Source organism: Brevibacillus centrosporus (genome assembly GCF_046622605.1).
Classification (GTDB): Bacteria; Bacillota; Bacilli; order Brevibacillales; family Brevibacillaceae; genus Brevibacillus; species Brevibacillus centrosporus.
The window spans coordinates 2674824-2693717 of sequence record NZ_CP176856.1 but is presented as its reverse complement, the minus strand read 5'-3'; the positions used below and the strand labels follow the sequence as shown (position 1 = coordinate 2693717).

Here is an 18894-nt window from a genome sequence, read left to right as displayed (position 1 = left end):
ATAAAATGGCGGAGCTGACGGGACTCGAACCCGCGACCTCCGGTGTGACAGACCGGCGTGAACTCCAACTTCACCACAGCTCCAGGCTTGTTTAATCGCGCCGTTTCGCGTTTTGCTCGCAACGACTTCTGTAATATAGCATGATTCGATTTTAAAATGCAATAGTTTTTAAAAACTTTTTCGTTTTTATATTTTTTCATAGATTTACCAACGAAATTCCGCTAGAATTTTATCTAGATATGCAGAATTTAGTAGATTGGTGGAGACGATGACATGAAACATACTTCGAGGCTGATCACCTTCCTCGCCCTCTTCACTCTGCTGCCTACTGCTGCCCACGCAGCTTCGCCCCTTTACGTGGTATCAGCAGGTGATACGTTGAGCAAAATCGCACGTGAGCATCAAACCACGGTGAGCCAGCTCATGCAAGTGAATCAATTGAATTCGGACCGTTTGGCAATTGGCCAACAATTGCTCTTGGCGGGAGACAACCTCCCGGATGGCTCATCTTCTGCGCCACCGGACTTGGCTTCTTCCCCTGACAATTCCGACAAAGATCAGCCGAAAGCTTCTGCCCCATCCGATGCCAAACCAGATGTTCTGGAAGGCAAGGCTCGGGTAACAGGCGATAACGTGAACGTGCGCCGAGACCCATCCATGGATGGCAGAATCATTGGCAAGCTTCGTCTGGGCAGCACGGTGGAAGTAGTCGAGCCTGGCCACGAGTGGACGCGAATCAAATACGAGGATCGAAAGGAAGCCTATGTATCCTCCAAGTTTTTGAGCACTTCTGTACTCGCTGATGACCTAGAATTTACGGGTGAGCTTGATACAGCTAGTGTACGACGTCTGGACAGAATCATTGAGCCTCTGTTGAATACCCCGTATGTTCTAGGGGGAACAACAACGAACGGCTTTGATTGCAGCGGCTTTACTTCTTACGTTTTTGACAAGCTTGGGGTTACACTCCCCCGCACTTCCGAAGAACAATTCGGCAGCGGCAAGCCCATTTCAATGGATCAGGCTCAGCCAGGGGATCTCTTGTTCTATGATGCACTAGGCAAGGGCCGCGTATCCCACGTAGCGATCTACATGGGTAACGGCGTCATTGTTCATGCAAATGGTGAGGATGTTCGCTACGGCAAGGTCGAGTACATGGACAAGCTCTATCCATTCTACGGCGCCAAACGTTACATTGATTTTCAGTAAGCCCAGCAAATGAAAATGCAGCTGACGAATCTGATTGCAGAGATTCCTCAGCTGCATTTTTTACTTACTGAGTGCCTTGTGCATGGTTGGACTGAGAGGCGCTTTGAGCGGTGTTAATTTCCAGGGCCCCCAGTGCCTGTTTCATTTTATCCAATTGGAGCTGATAGTCCCTGACAACCACTGTCAGAACGCTCACCGTCTCCTTGAAATCCGGTTCGCTGCTCACCTTGTCGATGGCTCTATGTAAATGCAGCATTTTATTCTCTGTCTCCCGAAGCAGATCCAACAACTGCAATCCGTTCACCACGTAATCACCTCATTTGTTTTTCTTACTTTCTCCCTGCAAGTAACATGCTATGCGCAAAAAAACGTCCAGAAGTTGATTGGACGTTTTTTTGTCTTCTGTATGGGTTTACCTGGAGGCAGCCAGTTCAACAAACTTCTCGATGTCTTTGCCGATGAGGGATAAGGAATTCCGCCAGAAATCAACGGAGCGCACATCCACATCCATGATGGCAGCTACATCGGCAATGCTCATTTTACCGGTGACGGCGAGCAGTTGATCGTACTGCTCGACAAACGCCTCCCCACGCTCGAGGTAGACTGCGTACAGTCCTTTTGCAAACAAAAGCCCGAATGCGTATGGGAAGTTGTAATAGTTGTAATCAGCACTGTAATAATGCGGCTTGCAAACCCACATATACGGGTGCAGCTTTTCTGGATCCAAGCCGTTGCCATAGGCCTCTTTTTGAGCCTGCAGCATCAATTCCTTTAATTCATTCACAGACAACGAACCATTTTCGCGTTTTTCGATCAAGGCTGATTCGAAAAGGAAGCGGCTGTAAATATCGACAATCACTTGGCCTGCACCAGAAATGTCATTCTCCAAAATAGCGAACGCTTCGTTCGGAGTTGCTTGCTGCAGGGCGGCATTTGCAATGATGGTCTCACACAGGATAGACGCCGTTTCCGCGATCGGCATCGGATAATCGCTGTTGAAGAAGGCTTCCTTCACCAAGCAATCTCCATGGTATCCGTGTCCAAGCTCGTGTGCAAGCGTGCTGACATCATTGTAGCTGCCCGTGTAGTTCGCCATGATACGGCTTTCCCCGACCACGTGCAGATTGGCGCAAAACGCTCCGCCCCGCTTCCCTTCCCGCGTCTCGGCATCAATCCAACGATTGTCAAAAGCACGAGCTGCATAGTTGGCCAGCTTCTCACTGAAGCTTCCGAAATGCTTGACGATAAAGTCACGGGCTTCCTCATACGTGAACCGCATATCCGCATCGCCTACAGGGGCAAACATATCGTAGAAAGGCAGCTTGCCAGATGCATGACCCAAGAGCTCTGCTTTTTTGCTGTAGTATTTATGGAAGGTTGGCAGGCTTTCCCGAATCGCTGTCCACATCGCATCCAGCGTTTCCTGATCCATACGCGCGTCTTTCAACGTCTTATCCAAAACGGACTCATAGCCGCGCAGCTTGGCTACGGTAATCACTTCGCCTTTGATTCCATTGAGGCTTGCAGCCGAAGACTCCTCGATCTTTTTGTAAGCAGCCAGCTCTGCTTCATACGCTTGCTTGCGCACTTCCGGATCTTTCTCATACGCCATATTGCGCACGACAGGAAGCGGCAGCTGCTGCTTTTCGCCGTTCACGGTGACTTCCACGAGCAAGGTCGAAGTCAGCATTTCCTGAAGCTTGGTCCAAGCGTTGGATCCGGTATTTTTCATTTTGGCGATAATGATTTCTTCTTTTTCACTCAGCATATACTTGCTTTTTTCAGCCATTTCCTTCAGCATGAAGCGGTGCGTTTCCAGCAAGGCAGACTCCCCGATCTGCCCATCTAGATCGTCAACAGCACCCAGCCATTTTTGAAACTGGACATTAGGCTCTACCAGTTCCACGGATTGATTTTGAATTCGCTCCACCATTTGCAGTGCCTTTTCGTTTTTGGCATCCACACTCGCTGTCAGCTCCGCAAAGCTGTACAAGCGGTTTTGCTTTTGCAGGATCGAAGTCATTTTGGTTATGTACGCTTCCATTTTAACTACGGCATTTTCTTGGTTGCCAAGCTGTTCCCTTGCCCAGCTTTTGACTTCTTCCGTCTCGCGGCACAGCTGTTCCCAATCTTGCTCGCATTCAGGTGAATCAAATGACGTGTACAATACATCCAAATCCCAGCGCATATTCATGACGAGGGCCTCCTCTGTCTGGTTCCTGTATATTTTACGTGCGAATGAGGATAACAAGAATCTTCTGCTAGTATAAAAAAATTTGGATGAATGAAGCAAGTTTTCTGGAAAAAAAAGACCCCGCTGGCTTTCCGGCAGGGCGATTCACTCTATTAGGCACGTACGGGCTGCGTCAAAAACGTCAGCGCTGATAAAGCAAAAAGCTGGGTGGACTCTACCAATTGGTCAATATCCACATATTCATCCGCATGGTGCGGAATATGACGGTCACCCGCTCCGGTCGTCAGGATCGGGATGCCAGCTTTATGCAAAAACGTCCCGTCCGTCGCTCCCGGCACTCCATTGTACACTGGCTCCTTGCGCGTAATTTCCCGATAGGAGCTTGCCACTGCCTTGACGACCTCTTCTTCCATGGCAGTCAGCGTCCAAGGTCGCTCTTCAATGATTTCCAGCGTCGCTTTGAACTTGTCGTCCTCTCTAGCCAAAACTTCAAGAATCGCAGACATTTCCCCATGCAGCACTTCATGATCCTGTCCTGGAACGGTGCGGATATCAAGGGTCGTCATGCATTGATCCGGCACCACGTTGATCTGAGCGTCACCCTTGACAGGCGCTTGTAATATCGTCGGCGTAATGCTTGGCCAGCCTAGCATCGGATGCTGACCCAAGCGCGCCATTTCCTTGCGCTCCAGCTCTTCCAAGGCCACAATCGCTCGCGCCATTCGCGTATTTGGATTGATACCGGTCAGTGGCATTGCGCCATGCGCCATTTTTCCATACGTCCGCAATATCGCCCTCATCGCACCTTTTTGCGTGATGCACAGCTGATTTTCCTCGGGCTCACATATAATCGCAGCATCGACGTTGTTGGCCCATCCGCGGCGAATGAAATCCTTGATCCCAATCATCATGCCTTCCTCGTCACATGGGATGCACAAAAGGATCTTGCCCGAGAACTCCTGCTTAGAGCGTTGGATCGCCTTGACCGCGCAGATGGCAGCTGCCAGATTGCCTTTGGTGTCGCAGGAGCCCCGGCCGTAAATGCGTCCGCCCGAAATCGTCGCCCCAAACGGGTCATAGCTCCAGGCATCCCGGTCTCCTTCCGTCACCACATCTGTATGCGCCTCAAACAACAGCGTTTTTCCCGGCCTGCCTGAATCATAGATCCCGATGACATTGGGGCGACCTGGAACGACCTCTTCATAGTAGACCTCAAGTCCCATTTTCCGCAAATAATCTGCGACAAAAAGGGCTACTCTCTCCTCGTTCGCGCCTGCCTGCTCGGGTCGGAAAACACTGTCAATTCGGACGAGATCCTGGGTCAATCGGACGACTTCCTGCTCATCAACAAAGGAAATTACTTGGTTCATCTGACAATCACTCCTCTGCATCGATTTGTGTGAAAGGTAGGGGATATGTTACTTGGAAAGACTGCTGTGTGAAGGAAGTCCCCCAGCTGCTTTTGCCTGCTTCACTGCCTGTAATACAGCCGCAGCCAGCACATCAGCCGAGAGAGAACCTATCAGATCGACGCTGCACTTCACATCACCGGTGGCAACGGAAAAAATGGTATCTCCATCATTCATCGTGTGAATCGGACGAATCGTTCTCGCCAGTCCATCGTGTGCCATTTGGGCGACTTTTTTCGCTTCGGACTTGGTGAGTACAGCATTGCTCGCAACAACTGCTATCGTCGTGTTCGTACCCGGTGGAATCGGAGAAAACGAGTAGCGCTTCATCACCTCTACGCTGTCTACCATCGTTCCTTGCTCATCGCGTGGACCTGCCAGGATACGATCCGTTTGCGGGTCAAAGACGTGACCGACCGCATTGACCGCTACGATCGCCCCGACGACCAGGCCGTTTTCAAGCGTGATCGATGCTGAGCCTAGCCCGCTCTTCATCGCATTGGAAAAGCCGTTGAGCTTTCCGACCGTCGCACCAGTGCCTGCTCCTACATTTCCTTGCTGTACCGGATCTTTGCTCGCGTTGACAGCAGCCTCATACCCCATCTGGCGGTCTGGACGAATTCTATGATCGCCGACTGCCAGATCGAACAGGACTGCACCTGGAACAATCGGTACAACACCAAACCCTACTTCGAGACCGATGCCATATTCTTCGAGATACTGCATGACTCCTGCAGCCGCATCCAGCCCGTATGCACTACCACCGGACAGGCAAATGGCATGCACGACACTCACCATGTTCATCGGGTCCAACAGGTCCGTCTCGCGGGTGCCCGGGGCTGAACCCCGGACATCCACGCCGCATACGGACGGCTTCTCCATCAAAATCACACTACATCCAGTCAAGGCATCTGTGTTTTGCGCGTGCCCGATTTTGATGCCAGGCACATCCGTGATGGTTCCATTCATCTTTTACAAGTCTCCAGAAATTTTCGATTTTTGTTTTCCTGAGGTGCCCAGCTTCTTCCATGCAGCTACGACTGCCAGCGTCACGATGACGGATACGATCGCTTCAGGCAAACCGCTTGTAATCGCGACAGTAGCAGCAACTCCTGCTGCCATATAGCCACGAATGACGGCCATGCCGAGCACGAGCAGAGTGTTCGTCATCGAGCCTACAAAGCCTGCAACCCCGATCGCGACATACTGGTTGACATTTTTCAGTCCGACATAGGTCAAATAAGCCGTTACCCCGATGAAGAGACGAGGCAAAATGGCAACGAGCGGGTCTTTAAACAAGGGAACGGTGGCGTTTAAGAAAGAGGAGACTCCAAAAATGAGACCGATGATCATGCCAACGCCCCAGCCTTCCATGATACCGCCAATGACTGCCGGGATGTGCAGAATCGTGGCATTCCCCGCTGCCGTCGGAACCGGTATGTAGCCCAGACGCGTGACCCCGAGCAAGATCGCAATCGCTCCCAATACCCCTGCAATAACAATCCTGCGTACTGTCAAGCCTTTCTCCATGCATATTCCTCCTTTTTTTACTGGTTCTCTATGGAAATCCCGTATAGGGAGACTTCCCGGACTTACTACCACGGTATTCCCAGCATCACGGCAGAAATGACTACACTCAGGACAATGGCGACATAATCTTTGCCTGCAGCCTTGTAATGAGCGAATCTCGTACGTGCCGCTCCCGGAATGTAGCAACGTGCTTCCATAGCCAGGATCAAGTCCTCTGCGCGCGCCAGAGCCACGTTAAACAGCGGGATAATGATAGGAAACATGTCTTTGGTACGCTGCACGATGCGCCACCACTCCCCTGTACCGAAATCGGCACCACGGGAAGCTTGCGCCTTCATCATCTTTTCCATCTCCATCGCAAAGGTAGGAACAAAGCGTATGGCGATCGTGATGATCAATGCAAAGGCATGAACCGGAAATTTTATCTTTTCCAAGGGACCTAGCAATCTCTCCATCCCATGTGTCAGCTCGGTAGTGGAAGTACTTAGAGTAAGGACACTGGAGAGGAAGATAACCTCGACGAAGCGCATAGCAGAAACGAGAACCAGCCGAATGCTCTCACTCGTGATTTTGATGAAGCCGTACTCGAAATAAACGGCTCCGCCATTGGCAATTCCTCCGTAGAAGAGAAGCTGCAAAATCGCGAGGATGATGATGAAAGGAATAGCTGGCTTGATTCCGGAAATCCCGTAATGAATGGGAATTTTGGATATCTGAAACAGCCATACGCACATGATGATCGCAAAGATATTTCCGATGTAGGTGTTGCATACGGCGATCGCTAAAATCAGGATCACAAAGGCTGCCAGCTTAAATCGCGGGTCCAACCGGTGAATGATGGAGCCAGTCGGCAAATATTGTCCAATCGTGATATTTCGGGTTAATTCAAATTCTGCTGACATCTTGTTCCCCCCTAACGTTTCAAAATTTTCAGAATTTCGTAGGCGGCTTCCTCGGGAAGATACGATTCTGGGTTAATCAAATACCCTTCCGTACGCAGCCTGTACAAAATGTCCACCGATTCCGGTGTTCCAATATGATGCTGACGCAAAAGCTCTTCGTTCCCAAAAATTTGCCGTGGAGATCCGTCACAGACTGCCTTTCCATTTGCCATGACGTACACACGATCCGCCAGCTGAGCGACCTCCTCCATGTTGTGAGAGACGAAGATGACGGTCAGATTTTCTTCCCGATTGAGATGGCGAATGCGCTCCAGCAGTTCTTTGCGTGAAAGGGGGTCGAGTCCTGCTGTCGGCTCATCTAAAACGAGCACCTTGGGCTGTAGGGCCAGCACACCAGCCAATGCCACTTTTCGCTTTTGTCCACCGCTCAAGGCGAAAGTAGGTCGATCCTTCATTTCCTGGAAGGACAAGCCTACCAGCTCCATCGCCCAGTGAACGCGGCGCCGAACCTCTTCTAGGGGAAGCCCCATCTTAAAAGGGCCATAGGCCACATCGTCACCTACCAGCTTTTCAAACAGCTGGTCCTCCGGATTTTGAAAAACCAGGCCGACCTGGCGACGCAAGCTCTTGATATCAACTTTGGGCTGGGAAACATCCAGTCCGTTGATAATCACCGTACCCGATTGCGGACGGATCAAGCCGTTTAAATGCTGGATCAATGTCGATTTTCCCGAGCCGGTATGTCCGATGACCGCCATGCATTCGCCCTCGGCTACTTGCAGTGTCACATCATCGAGTGCACGGTGCTCCAGCGGTGTGCCTTGCATGTAAATATGAGATAGATTTCGGATGTCTACGATCGGTTCTGTCATGATCCGCTCGCCTCCACTTCTCTGATCTGGACGCGAGTGACTTCCGCGACGACTTCTTCGTTGTGTATCAGATTGGGATTGAAGGCGGGGTACTCGGAATGAACCAGCGCTGCTATGCGACTGGCATCCGGAACATCGAGGTGGAGCTCCTTCAGCTTTTCCTGATGGGCAAACACTTCCCGAGGCGTTCCCTGCAGTACGACTTTGCCGCCTTCCATGACGACGACCCGATCCGCTTCTGCTACCTCTGACATGTGGTGCGTCACCGTCACGATCGTCATGCCCTCTCTGTGCAGCTTACGGACGACAGCCAAAATATCTTGACGACCGTAGCTGTCCAGCATGCTCGTCGCTTCATCCAAGACAAGGCATTGCGGTTTCATAGCCAAGATCCCAGCAATCGCGATCCGCTGTTTTTGTCCACCAGAGAGATGATGGGGCGGTCGATGGCGAAAAGCGCTCATGCCCACTGCGTCTAGGGCAAAATCGATGCGATCTTTCATTTCCTCCGCAGATACTCCGATATTTTCTAATCCGAATGCGACATCGTCCTCCACGATCGTTGCCACGATCTGATTGTCAGGATGCTGGAAGACCATACCTACTCGGCTTCTCACTTCATGAATACGTCCTTTGTCCCGCGTATTGATCCCATTTACCAGCACGTTTCCTTCTAACGGTGTGAGGATGCCATTGAGGTGTTTGGAAAGTGTCGACTTGCCGGAGCCATTGTGACCGATAATCGCCAAATACTCTCCGGGATATACTTCGAGGGAGACGTTCTGGAGCACGGGTATTTGTTGATCCTGGTTTACCTGATAGGCAAACGAGACGTTCTCGACACATATAATGGGTTGGTTCGACATGCGCTCCCCTCACTTTGTGTAATTTTGTCGCAGCAGTAAACTTCTGTAGCAACTCCCATGCCAAATCAGTATGTTTCAAATTTTCTGTTAATTAATCGTGATTTTGTTAAACACAGTTGTTGCAAACTGTGGCAGCAGCGTTGCGATTGCAACACAACACCCCCGCCACCTCTATACCCACAATGTTCGCCGCTTCCCCTGCTTTTCCCTTTGCAATTTCCAATCCTTTCCTGAAATCAGACAGCTTTCAATTTCCGGTGTCCCCTCCCTCTGCCCGCTCCAGCATGGCCGTTACTTCCGCTGGAGGTTTTCGCGGTCGGCGTTTCGTTTTCCGCTTCTTTTTCCGCAAGACGAAGATAGCAGTCAAGAGCAGACCGAGAGTCGCCAATTGAATGGGTTGTGCCATTGTAGCGACTACCCAGCCACTCATACCTAACAGATGAAAAATGACAGCCAGATACAGTAGGATCGTCGCCAAATTTTGTGCATTCACTTGCGTCCTCCTCCCCTCTTCTTTTGATAAAAGATGAAAAAAACTCCTATGAAGCAGATAGAATCGCTCCACAGGAGTTCGCATTCGGTGAGATACCCTTAGATCGGCAGTAGTTCCACCGTTTCTTTGCCAGACAAGCTGTCCACCATGTCCAGCCAAGCCTGTGGCTTTTGCGGCAATACAGAATAATAACGCGTGAGGAAGGAGACGATCAGGTCGGCCTCCAAAGTCGTTTGCTCTTCGTTAGCCGGCATAAAGCCCAAGTCCAAACCGGTTACGGCTTCCCCGTCATTTTGCCAGGATGGGTGAACATACGCGATGTTGGTGCGCTTGTAGCCCAGATGAGACAGCACTTCTCGACGTACAAACGGGTCCATCGGCTTGATTCCGCCAAACGCATGCTCTTCTACGCGGTATGGATCGTAGATTTCTGCAAACATGCCGTACAGTTCTTTGCCGTTTGCCCTCGCGAGCGCTTCCAGATCCTTTTGTCGCTCTCTCACCAGAAAACGACCGACCCCAAGACCCTCGCGGCCAACGATGGTGAAATCCGTCATTGCCACGTTCAAATCGGTATAGTAACGATATTCGGTGGTCCCCACTACTTCTCCTTCGTGGACTGCGACAAATACACGAATGTCTGGATCTTCAAGCGGCTCTCTCCACAGCTCGTAATCGAGCACTTCTTCTGGCGGAAATACTTCCTGCATCAAACGGTGCATTTTTGCGAACAACGGGTTGTCAATATGCTGAATACGTACGAATTCCATAGATGAAATATCCTCCTAGTACTCTCATGAGAATAAAATGATGGCCGCTGACGGCTTTCGCTACGAAAGAAACGGATTTTTCCATTCCATCAAAGTAGCGTAATTCCTTGATTCTTCGTCCTCCAGGTAGTTGGGGACCACTTGTACAGGTGTGCGTCCGCAACGCATGAGAAAGGTAAGAACCGGGTCCTTCACCTCTCCGGCTACGACTCGTTCCACGTACTCTTGCGGTGTCCACTCACTCGCATGCCGGCCGTATCCAGGCATTCTTCCACCGCCGAGCAAACGTTGCAAACCACGCTGAACGACGAGCTCATACATCGCCTGCATCATCAACTGTCCAAGACCGAGCTTGCGATGACTGGGACGAATGCAAATATCGACGATGTACAACGTATCGCCGTGCGGATCGTGGTTTCGGATGTAGCCATTATCCGTGATCTCTTCCCATTTATGCTCCGGGTGAGCAGGATCAAATTTTACAAGCAGCCCGGTCATTGAGCCTGCCAAGACCCCATCCACCTCGACACAAATGGCGCCTTCCGGAAATAGCGTGACGTGGTTCGTCAGCTGCTCTCGATTCCACCACAGCTCAGATGGGAATGGCGGGGGAAAGCTCTCTGCCTGTATCTGAATCAGCTCGGCAAAGTCCTGCTCGCTATAGTTGCGAACAACGGCCGCATGAGGCTTGTCTTTTTCGAAGACATACAGTTCTTTTCGATACATCCGCTACCTCCTGCTGGCGATCATCAATTCCAATCGGTATAGAGGTCCGTACGGCGATCCCGCCAAGTCGTGACTGAGCCTTTTTCGCGAACATCATAAAGCAGTTGAATATCCAAATCAGCCGTGACGAGCATGTCGTTGTTGATTTCGCCTTCCGCGAGAATGCCGCGTGGCGGGAAAGGCACATCATTTGGTGTCAAAATAGCTGCCTGACCAAAGTTGGCGCGCATGAAATCCACTGTCGGCAAGGAACCGACTGTACCTGTCAGCACGACGTAAACCTGGTTTTCGATCGTGCGGGCATGGCTGGTATAGCGAACGCGGTGGAACGCGTGACGATCGTCTGTGCAGGAAGGGCAGAAAATGACGTCTGCTCCCCGGGCCTTCGCAATACGGACCCACTCGGGAAACTCGATGTCGTAGCAAATGATCATCGCGACTTTGCCTTTGTCCGTTTCGAAAATTTGCAGGGAATCCCCCGCTCCCATATTCCAGCCTTTCACTTCCCAAGGCGTGATATGAATCTTCTTCTGTTGACCTACGCGGCCATCGGGATAAAAGAGGAAAGCGGTGTTGTACAGCTTGCCGTTTTCTTCGATAATATGGGTTCCCCCGATGAGGTACATCTCATATTTCGCCGCTAGCGAACGAAACAGGCTCACATACTGCTCGGTAAAGGAAGGCAGGGCTGTGATCGGCAGGGCGTTCCCTTGTTCATCGCCAATGGACATCAATTGTGTCGTGAACAGCTCAGGAAACAGCAGGAATTCGGTATCGTACTCCTGTGCGTTTTTCACGTAGTGCTCGACCTGATGGGCAAATTCGTCGAAGCTATGTATGGTATGCAGATGATACTGCACAGCGGAAACACGCATTTTCATGCCACTACACTCCTTCTTTTTCTACATGACTAAAATATAGCAAAAAGCTACCATAATGTCTCGCTTATGAGTGTACAAAAAAATCGCCCACCTCGGATTAAGATGGGCAAGAAGCTCTCAAATTATTCGCAATACCGTTTTGTACAGCAGCTCGGTGCCAAGAGCGATATCCTCATAGGTGGAAAACTCCTGAGGATTATGGCTGATGCCGTCTTTGCAGCGCACGAAGATCATGCCGTAGTCACATACGTAAGAAAGGGCCAGCGCGTCATGGAAAGGTCCGCTCATCAGCTCACGCGGCTCAATCCCCATCGCTTTGCTTTCCTCGCGTATGATGTCTTTGATCCAGCTCGCACAATAGCGCGGATCACTGTTTGTATCTTCAGTGATCGTGTACTTCAGCCCCCCCTCCATCGCAGCCAGCTCGATCACCTCCCGCAATGCTTGTTCCCGCTCGTTTCGACGCTCCAGGTCGATGTCCCGCAGATCGACTGTGAAACGCACCCGTTCCGGAATGATATTGCGCGAGTCCGGGAACACCTCGAGATGACCAACGGTACCGACTGTCGGTGCAGCAGGGTCCAGCCTAGCCAGTTCATTGACCGCAACGATGACCTTGGCGGCACCAAGCAGTGCATCCTGCCGCATATTCATCGGCACGGAGCCCGCGTGACCTGCAAAGCCTGTCAATTCTACCGTCCACCACAGCGGACCCGAAATGGCAGACACGATTCCCACCGCTTCATCCGCGCGATCAAGGATCGGGCCTTGCTCAATGTGCAGCTCCAAGAAAGCGCCAATGCTGCCTTCCGGGTAAACAGAGCCCTCCAAAGCATCAGGGTCACAACCAAATTCGATCAGAGCTTGCCTGCGGGTCACGCCGTTTTTGTCGGTTCGCTCAAGCTCACCAGGCTCAAGCCGGTTCAAAATGCCGCGAGAGCCGAACAGTCCTTTCTGGAAGCGGCAGCCTTCCTCATCGCAAAACGCGATCACCTCAATGCTCTGTTCCGGGACGAGAGACTGCTCCCGCATGGTCTGTACCACTTCCAATGCTCCCAGCACACCTATGACTCCATCATATTGCCCACCGTACGGCTGAGAGTCGATATGTGAGCCGATCATCAGGAGCGGAGCGTCTGAGTTGCGCCCATTTACCCGCCCGATCAAATTACCAAAGTCATCGATGCGTGTCTGCATTCCTGCTTCGTCCATCCAGCTCCGAACCAGGTCTACCCCAGCGCGATCTTCCGGAGACAGCGCCAGACGGCAAATACCCGTTTCGCCTATTTTCCCAATTTGGGCTAATTCCTGAATCCGTTTTTGCAGCCGATCCTGATTTATGGTGAGAGTCCTCGCTTTTACGTTCAAGACCGCATGACCTCCTCGTCTTGCTTTTGATAAACAAGCTCTCCGTCAATCATGGTCATTTCCACGCGTAAGTCCTTGATCTTCTCATTCGGCGTATCGAGAATGCAATCATCCAGCACGATCAGATCCGCTAATTTTCCTGCTTCAACGCTTCCTTTCACCCCCTCTTCAAAGCTGGCGTACGCTCCGTTCCAGGTAAACATCCGGATCGCTTCCATCACACTGACCCGTTGATTGACACCGACCTCTTGCCCCGTTTTGCTCAAACGGTTGACGGCCGCATGAATACCGATTAACGGATGAAAATTCGTTACCGGACTGTCAGATGCGCCAGCTGCGATGATGCCGTGGTCGATCTGATCACGCGCAGGGAACATATACCCCGCCCGCTTCCCGATATTCGTTACATAGGAGTCACCGTAGTCGTAAATAAAGGCGGGATTGGGGATCGGCACAACTTGCAAACGAGCCATCCTTTCCATCAAGTCCGGGGCTGATACACCTGCATGCTCAATCCGATGCCGGTGATTTTCACGCGGATGCGCTGCCAACGCCGCCTCAAAGCAGTTCAGCAGCATCTCAATCGCTTTGTCCCCTTGCGCATGCGCTGTGATCTGGAAACCTTTCGCATGCGCCTCTCCTAAAATCGTATTCAACTCGTCCTGTTCGTAGTAGAGAATTCCGCAATCATCCGGTCTGCTGTCGAAAGGTTCGCGCATCGCCATCGTGGGTGCAATGCTCGCCCCGTCTGTAAAGACCTTCGCTGGCCCGATTCGAAAGCGTTCATCTCCGGTGCCGGTCACCATTCCCGCATCAATCATCTTGCGAACGAAATCCTCCGATTGATTGAGCGCACATATCATGGCGTAAATCCTCACCTTTACGTCCCCTGCTTGGACTGCCTTTTGCATCGCCCTGTAGTTGTCCGGCCCGTACCCGCCCGCGTCATGCACACTCGTGATGCCGTGAGCGACAAAATCCTCGGAGGCCAATCGCAGCCCTTCTTTGTACTCTTCTTCTGTAAAGGCCGCGAGCTCAAACATCTTCATATGCGCCGTTTCAACGAGAAAACCTGTCAATGCTCCGGCTGCATCCCGATCAATTCTTCCCCCTTGGGGATCAGGTGTATCCCGGTCGTATCCCGCGATTCCCATCGCCATGGAATTGGCAATGGAGTGATGTGCGCATGTCCGCATGACAAAAATCGGATGCTCTGTCGACACTTCGTCCAGCTCTGCTAGGGTGGGATAGCGTTTTTCGATCATGAGGCTCTCATCAAAGCCGCATGCTCTGACCCACTGGCCTTTTGGAGTCTTTTGTGCTTGGTCCCTGAGAGCCTCCAGCAGGTCGCTAATCGAAGCGATGGAACGAGCCTTGCAATCTACCCCGAGCTTGTTCGTACCGTAGATCGTGATGTGCAGGTGAGCATCGATAAAGCCTGGCAGGAGGCTCTTCCCTTGCAAATCTATGACCTTCGTCCGGGGGCTGATATAGGACTCCACTTCGGCGTTGGTCCCGACAGCTATAATCCGGTTGCCACGTACCGCGACCGCTTCTGCCACGGAATTGTCTTGCGCCACAGTAATGACTTGTCCATTGAGAAACACAGTATCTGCCATTTATTTACCTCTCCTTTTCACTGCCTCGTTTTTATCGTCGGAAGATCAGATTTCGGGGTCCCCTTCGTATTCGCCAGCTTGATCAAACTGTCGGGGTCCCCTCCGTATTCGCCGGATGACGGCCAGTTGTGAGCAACGTGCGCGTCACGAACGTCACACCAAACATGACGATGATATTGACCAACAGAGCAATCACTCCGATGTTTAGATCCTGGATCACAGCCGGCCAGTTCGGAAATACGCTGGCGATCGTCACTTTCGAAATCGTCACGTACGCTACAGTCAGCACACCGGCTGTTATACCGGCAAAGGCTCCGTATTTATTGACCCATGGCTGCCTATGAAGGCTAAACAGCAAGGCGGGAAACAGCTGTGTGACCAGACTGTACCCCATCAACAGCAGCGTCACGAGGGTATCCCCACCGCTTAGCGTAAAATACAGAGAGATTAGAGACAGGACTGGCACCAACAGCTTCGCTACCTTGGCTACCCGTGCCTCCGAAGCTGTAGGGGCCATGACTTTGTATACATTCTTCGCAAGCAGTGTGGCTGCGGTCATGAGCAGCATCGATCCCGGTACGAGTGCAGTCAAGAGTCCTGCCGCTCCAATCACACCGACGATCCACGGATCAAAGGTCTTTAAAGACAGCCGCAAAAGGGACAGGTCGCCATCTGCACCTTTCAGTCCAGGAACTTGCAGAATCGCAGTAAAGCCGACGAAAAAAACAAACAGCAGCATGATCGTATACAGCGGAAGCATCACCGTATTTTTGCGAAATACATTTTCGTTCTTCGCGGAGAAAACGGAACCAAAAGTGTGGGGCCACATGTAAAAACCAAAAACCGTCACCAGCACAGTGGAAATGTACCAAGAGACGCTCAGCCCTTCATCAGGGAACGTCAGGAACCCGGGATTTGCCGCTTCCACTGCTTCAAACATGGGTTTTATCCCACCGTAGTAGTGAAAAGGCAAGTACAGACCCATGAAGACCACGACAAAAAAGATCAGAATATCTTTGATAGCAGCCGTCCACGCGGAGCCATGGATACCGGAGATCATGACGTAGATGGTAACGCCGATTACACCGATCCATACCGCTGCCGCCGGTGAAATGGATCCATAGGAAGCTTCGGAGACGATGATGCCAAGTCCCTTAAACTGCAGGATCAAATAGGGGATGATCGCGATAACCCCTACGGCCGCGACCAAAATGCCGAGAATGGGACTGTTGTATTTGCTGACAAAAAAATCCGATTGGGAGACGAGTCTGTGCTGCTTGGCATAGCGCCAGATCGGCGGCAGGAGCCAGTAGGAAATGACGTAGGCAAGTGCAATGTAGGACAAAACGTAATAGGAGGGGGCTCCTTTGGAGTAGGCCCAGCCACTGCCGCCAAGGAACGTGAATGTGGTGTAAATCTCACCGGCCACGAGCAGAAAAATGAAGATCGAACCAAAGCCTCTTCCGCCTACAGTCCACTGCTCCATGGTCATTTCTTTTCCCTTTTGTGCGCGGATGCCTGAATAAATCGCCAGAAGAAGAACCGCAAAAATGATGATCAGTGCACTGTTCATCCGTGGTGCTCCTCCTCTCTTGTACGAGGGTCGAGCCGATTCACGATCGCCATGATCACGGACGTCAATACGACCCACAGCACGATCCAAAACAGGACAAACGGCATTCCGAGCACGTATGGTTCGACTTGATTCACAAACGGTACGCCGCCCAGCATCCCTACGAACGGAAGTACGCCCAGCCAGTCTCTAGCTTTCATGCAAATCCCCCTGTTTTGTACGATTTGTCCCATTGCTGTTAGACACTTGGGACATGTAATCTAAGATTATCGAAAGATTCGCTCTTTTCCTTTGTTCGATTTGCCAGAAAAACGGTCTTCCCTTTGTCCATTTCCGATAAATGAACGAAACGAGAGGAGGATAGGAATGATCACTGTACGTGAACTCATAGCAGTCGGAGGCTTTGACGAAAATGCAATCCTCGCTGGCGATGCCTTTTTGGAAAAAGAGCTGCTGGGCGTTACCTCTTTCGACTCGCCTGACGGCCATCGCTGGCTGCGCCAAGGAGAGTTTGTCCTGACAACCGGCTTTCCTTTTCTCTCGCAAACGGAAACGATTGAAGCAGGACTGATCCAGCTCATCGATTCCCTAGCCGATGTAGGAACACCCGGCCTCGCGATCAAACTGGGGCGCTATATCGAGTCCCTCCCTTTCGCTGTCATCGAACATGCAGCCCAGAAGCAGATGCCCATTCTCTCTTTTCCCATGGAAAAAGCTTGGTCAGACGTAATCGTCCCAGTGGTACGCTACATCGTTGACAAGCAGCGATCCGAGCTCGAGCAGACCCATGCCATTTACGAGCGGTTTCATCGGCATCTGACGATCGGTGCCCCCGTCTGCCAGCTCGCGAAGCTGCTGCAAGAAGCATTGAACACGTCCGTCACCATTTATTCGCCATCCCATCGGTGGAACTGGACATCCCCTTTTTCAGAGCTGTCCCAGAACATCGCCTGGATCGAGAGACAATGTGGTCACCCCGCTCCCCCTGCCATCATGAATCAACCGCTTGTACCTCTGGAAAATGGCTCCTACCTCCGCTGGTTGCTATGCGGACAACACAAACAGGGTGGCATTTTAATCGATGGCCTGCATCGCGATTTGCATAGCTGGGAAAAGGTCGCCATCGAGCAAAGTGCTGCACTGCTCTCGCTCGAAATGCAGCGCCAGCAAACGGTGAATGAGACCTATCAGCGCTTCCGCAACGATTTTTTGCAATGGCTGGTAAGCGGACATGCCGGCCCTCGCAGTGTGGTGACTCGCAGGGCACAAGAAGTAGGCTGGGAGCTTGATGATCACTATTTCGCCGTATTACTTCGTGCCGATGTGGCAAGCCTGACGACCTTGACCTCCTGGCAGGAAAATCATTCGCTGCTCGAGCTGATCAACAGGTATTTCTCCAAAACACCCCATCGCATTTTATCAGGACTCGATCGAAACAATCACCTTCTGCTGCTCGTCCCCTTCGCTGAACAGCAAGCCCGCCATGCGGACAGCGAAATCTTCTCCTTGTTGCAGCAAGCGCTCTTGTCCACCGACGTAATACCAGCAATATCGATTGGCATCGGTCGCCATCACCTCGGCTGGGAAGGCATCTCGGAAAGCTATCGGGAAGCACAGATCAGCTTGCGTACCGCGTTTCATACAAACAGCCATACGCATACTATGGGCGATCACTCCCCGCTGCGTATGCAATCCTATCGGGACCTCGCTCTGGAGCGCATCCTGTTTGCCGAACAGCCGAACGTAGAAGCCCGCGTGCTCGCAGAGGAGTGCCTCAGTAAAATCGTCCAATACGACGCTGAGAAAAACGGGCAGCTGCTGCAAACACTGCAAGTCTTTATTCAGGCGAATGGCAATCATGTCGATGCAGCCAAAAGTCTCTTTGTACACAAAAACACGATCAAGTATCGTCTGCAGCTCATTCGCGATCTGACAGGGCTTCATCCCGAAAGCGGACAGGACCAACTGCTGTTTCGGATCGCCTTGACGGTCCATGCCGTTGGGCGTCATTCTTAAGTCTGCTATAATGGGTGCATGTGATGAGCAGGAGGAAAAAAGATGGATGATTGGTTGAACAAACCGGTGAAGACACGAGAGCGGCCGAAAAAGCGTGGCATTGTGGAATATGTCGATGCAGAGCACATCGTGGTTTACTTTACGGCTCCACGAAAAGAACGGCTCATTTTTACGAGCAAAGAAGCTTTTTTGCACAAGCTAGAATTCATTGAGGAAACACCAACCTAAACGGCGTACGACGTACATAGAAAAGAAGCCCTCAACCGTAAATTGGTCTTACCCCTGTCAAGTAGACAGTTTGAAACAAGCCCTCGTTTAGGTGTTCGTTGAAAATTGAGTTTTAGACTATGACCAATACATGAAACAGCGGCGACTTAAGACCTGATAATAAAGTCTTAAGCTCACCGCTGTTTTTATTAAACTATCGAGCCTGTTAGTTGAATTACTTTTTATCGATAATGATTTT

Annotated in this window: 19 protein-coding genes and 1 tRNA gene; 3 read left to right on the top strand and 17 right to left on the bottom strand. The window is 51.4% G+C overall.

What is annotated here, in order from left to right; genetic code table 11:
- Positions 1–6: 6 nt before the first annotated feature.
- Positions 7–83, bottom strand: a tRNA-Asp gene (locus ACLIN2_RS13845).
- A gap of 190 nt (positions 84–273) precedes the next feature.
- Here ACLIN2_RS13845 and ACLIN2_RS13840 point away from each other — a divergent pair.
- On the top strand, positions 274–1209 hold the full coding sequence (locus ACLIN2_RS13840; RefSeq protein ID WP_400581969.1) for a C40 family peptidase: 936 nt from the start codon (positions 274–276) through the stop codon (positions 1207–1209).
- Between the two features lie 64 nt (positions 1210–1273).
- Here ACLIN2_RS13840 and ACLIN2_RS13835 read toward each other — a convergent pair whose 3' ends face one another.
- The 16 genes from ACLIN2_RS13835 to ACLIN2_RS13760 form a co-directional block, all read right to left on the bottom strand.
- Positions 1274–1516, bottom strand: coding sequence for a hypothetical protein (locus ACLIN2_RS13835; RefSeq protein ID WP_092272446.1), 243 nt, complete (start codon positions 1514–1516; stop codon positions 1274–1276).
- Positions 1517–1621: 105 nt separating this feature from the next.
- Positions 1622–3403, bottom strand: a complete 1782-nt coding sequence (locus ACLIN2_RS13830; RefSeq protein WP_411504294.1) for a M3 family oligoendopeptidase — start codon at positions 3401–3403, stop codon at positions 1622–1624.
- Between the two features lie 152 nt (positions 3404–3555).
- Positions 3556–4773 carry a M20 family metallopeptidase gene (locus tag ACLIN2_RS13825; RefSeq protein WP_411504293.1) on the bottom strand — a complete coding sequence of 406 codons (1218 nt, stop codon included), beginning with the start codon at positions 4771–4773 and terminating at the stop codon, positions 3556–3558.
- A gap of 48 nt (positions 4774–4821) precedes the next feature.
- Positions 4822–5781 (bottom strand): P1 family peptidase, encoded by a 960-nt coding sequence (locus ACLIN2_RS13820; RefSeq protein ID WP_411504292.1) that lies wholly within the window; start codon positions 5779–5781, stop codon positions 4822–4824.
- 3 nt (positions 5782–5784) lie between these two features.
- Positions 5785–6342, bottom strand: a complete 558-nt coding sequence (locus ACLIN2_RS13815) for an ECF transporter S component (protein ID WP_092272434.1) — start codon at positions 6340–6342, stop codon at positions 5785–5787.
- A gap of 65 nt (positions 6343–6407) precedes the next feature.
- Positions 6408–7244, bottom strand: a complete 837-nt coding sequence (locus ACLIN2_RS13810; RefSeq protein ID WP_328211317.1) for an energy-coupling factor transporter transmembrane component T family protein — start codon at positions 7242–7244, stop codon at positions 6408–6410.
- 11 nt (positions 7245–7255) lie between these two features.
- Entirely contained in the window at positions 7256–8116 is an 861-nt protein-coding gene (locus tag ACLIN2_RS13805; RefSeq protein ID WP_411504291.1) for an energy-coupling factor transporter ATPase, read from the bottom strand.
- Positions 8113–8982 (bottom strand): energy-coupling factor transporter ATPase, encoded by an 870-nt coding sequence (locus tag ACLIN2_RS13800; RefSeq protein WP_411504290.1) that lies wholly within the window; start codon positions 8980–8982, stop codon positions 8113–8115. Before ACLIN2_RS13800 ends, ACLIN2_RS13805 begins: the two co-directional genes overlap by 4 nt.
- 247 nt (positions 8983–9229) lie before the next feature.
- Positions 9230–9475: a hypothetical protein gene (locus tag ACLIN2_RS13795; RefSeq protein ID WP_092272423.1), complete on the bottom strand. Its 246-nt coding sequence runs from the start codon at positions 9473–9475 to the stop codon at positions 9230–9232.
- Positions 9476–9573: 98 nt separating this feature from the next.
- Positions 9574–10245 carry a GNAT family N-acetyltransferase gene (locus tag ACLIN2_RS13790; RefSeq protein WP_092272420.1) on the bottom strand — a complete coding sequence of 224 codons (672 nt, stop codon included), beginning with the start codon at positions 10243–10245 and terminating at the stop codon, positions 9574–9576.
- Positions 10246–10305: 60 nt separating this feature from the next.
- Entirely contained in the window at positions 10306–10971 is a 666-nt protein-coding gene (locus tag ACLIN2_RS13785; protein ID WP_092272417.1) for a GNAT family N-acetyltransferase, read from the bottom strand.
- Positions 10972–10994: 23 nt separating this feature from the next.
- Positions 10995–11852, bottom strand: coding sequence for a carbon-nitrogen hydrolase family protein (locus ACLIN2_RS13780; protein WP_092272414.1), 858 nt, complete (start codon positions 11850–11852; stop codon positions 10995–10997).
- A 117-nt stretch (positions 11853–11969) separates the two neighbouring features.
- Positions 11970–13220, bottom strand: coding sequence for a M20 family metallo-hydrolase (locus ACLIN2_RS13775; RefSeq protein ID WP_411504289.1), 1251 nt, complete (start codon positions 13218–13220; stop codon positions 11970–11972).
- Positions 13217–14839 (bottom strand): amidohydrolase, encoded by a 1623-nt coding sequence (locus ACLIN2_RS13770; protein WP_092272408.1) that lies wholly within the window; start codon positions 14837–14839, stop codon positions 13217–13219. The genes ACLIN2_RS13775 and ACLIN2_RS13770 overlap by 4 nt, the downstream gene beginning before the upstream one ends.
- 82 nt (positions 14840–14921) lie before the next feature.
- Positions 14922–16412 carry a sodium:solute symporter family protein gene (locus ACLIN2_RS13765; protein WP_411504288.1) on the bottom strand — a complete coding sequence of 497 codons (1491 nt, stop codon included), beginning with the start codon at positions 16410–16412 and terminating at the stop codon, positions 14922–14924.
- Positions 16409–16612, bottom strand: a complete 204-nt coding sequence (locus ACLIN2_RS13760; RefSeq protein ID WP_092272402.1) for a DUF3311 domain-containing protein — start codon at positions 16610–16612, stop codon at positions 16409–16411. Before ACLIN2_RS13760 ends, ACLIN2_RS13765 begins: the two co-directional genes overlap by 4 nt.
- Positions 16613–16778: 166 nt before the next feature.
- On the opposite strand from ACLIN2_RS13760, the gene ACLIN2_RS13755 reads away from it, so the two are divergent.
- Complete coding sequence (locus ACLIN2_RS13755; protein WP_411504287.1) at positions 16779–18428, top strand: PucR family transcriptional regulator; 1650 nt, start codon at positions 16779–16781, stop codon at positions 18426–18428.
- A 42-nt stretch (positions 18429–18470) separates the two neighbouring features.
- The gene (locus tag ACLIN2_RS13750) at positions 18471–18656 is read left to right on the top strand and encodes a hypothetical protein (protein WP_122961426.1); all 186 of its coding nucleotides are present in this window, start codon (positions 18471–18473) and stop codon (positions 18654–18656) included.
- Positions 18657–18894: the final 238 nt, after the last annotated feature.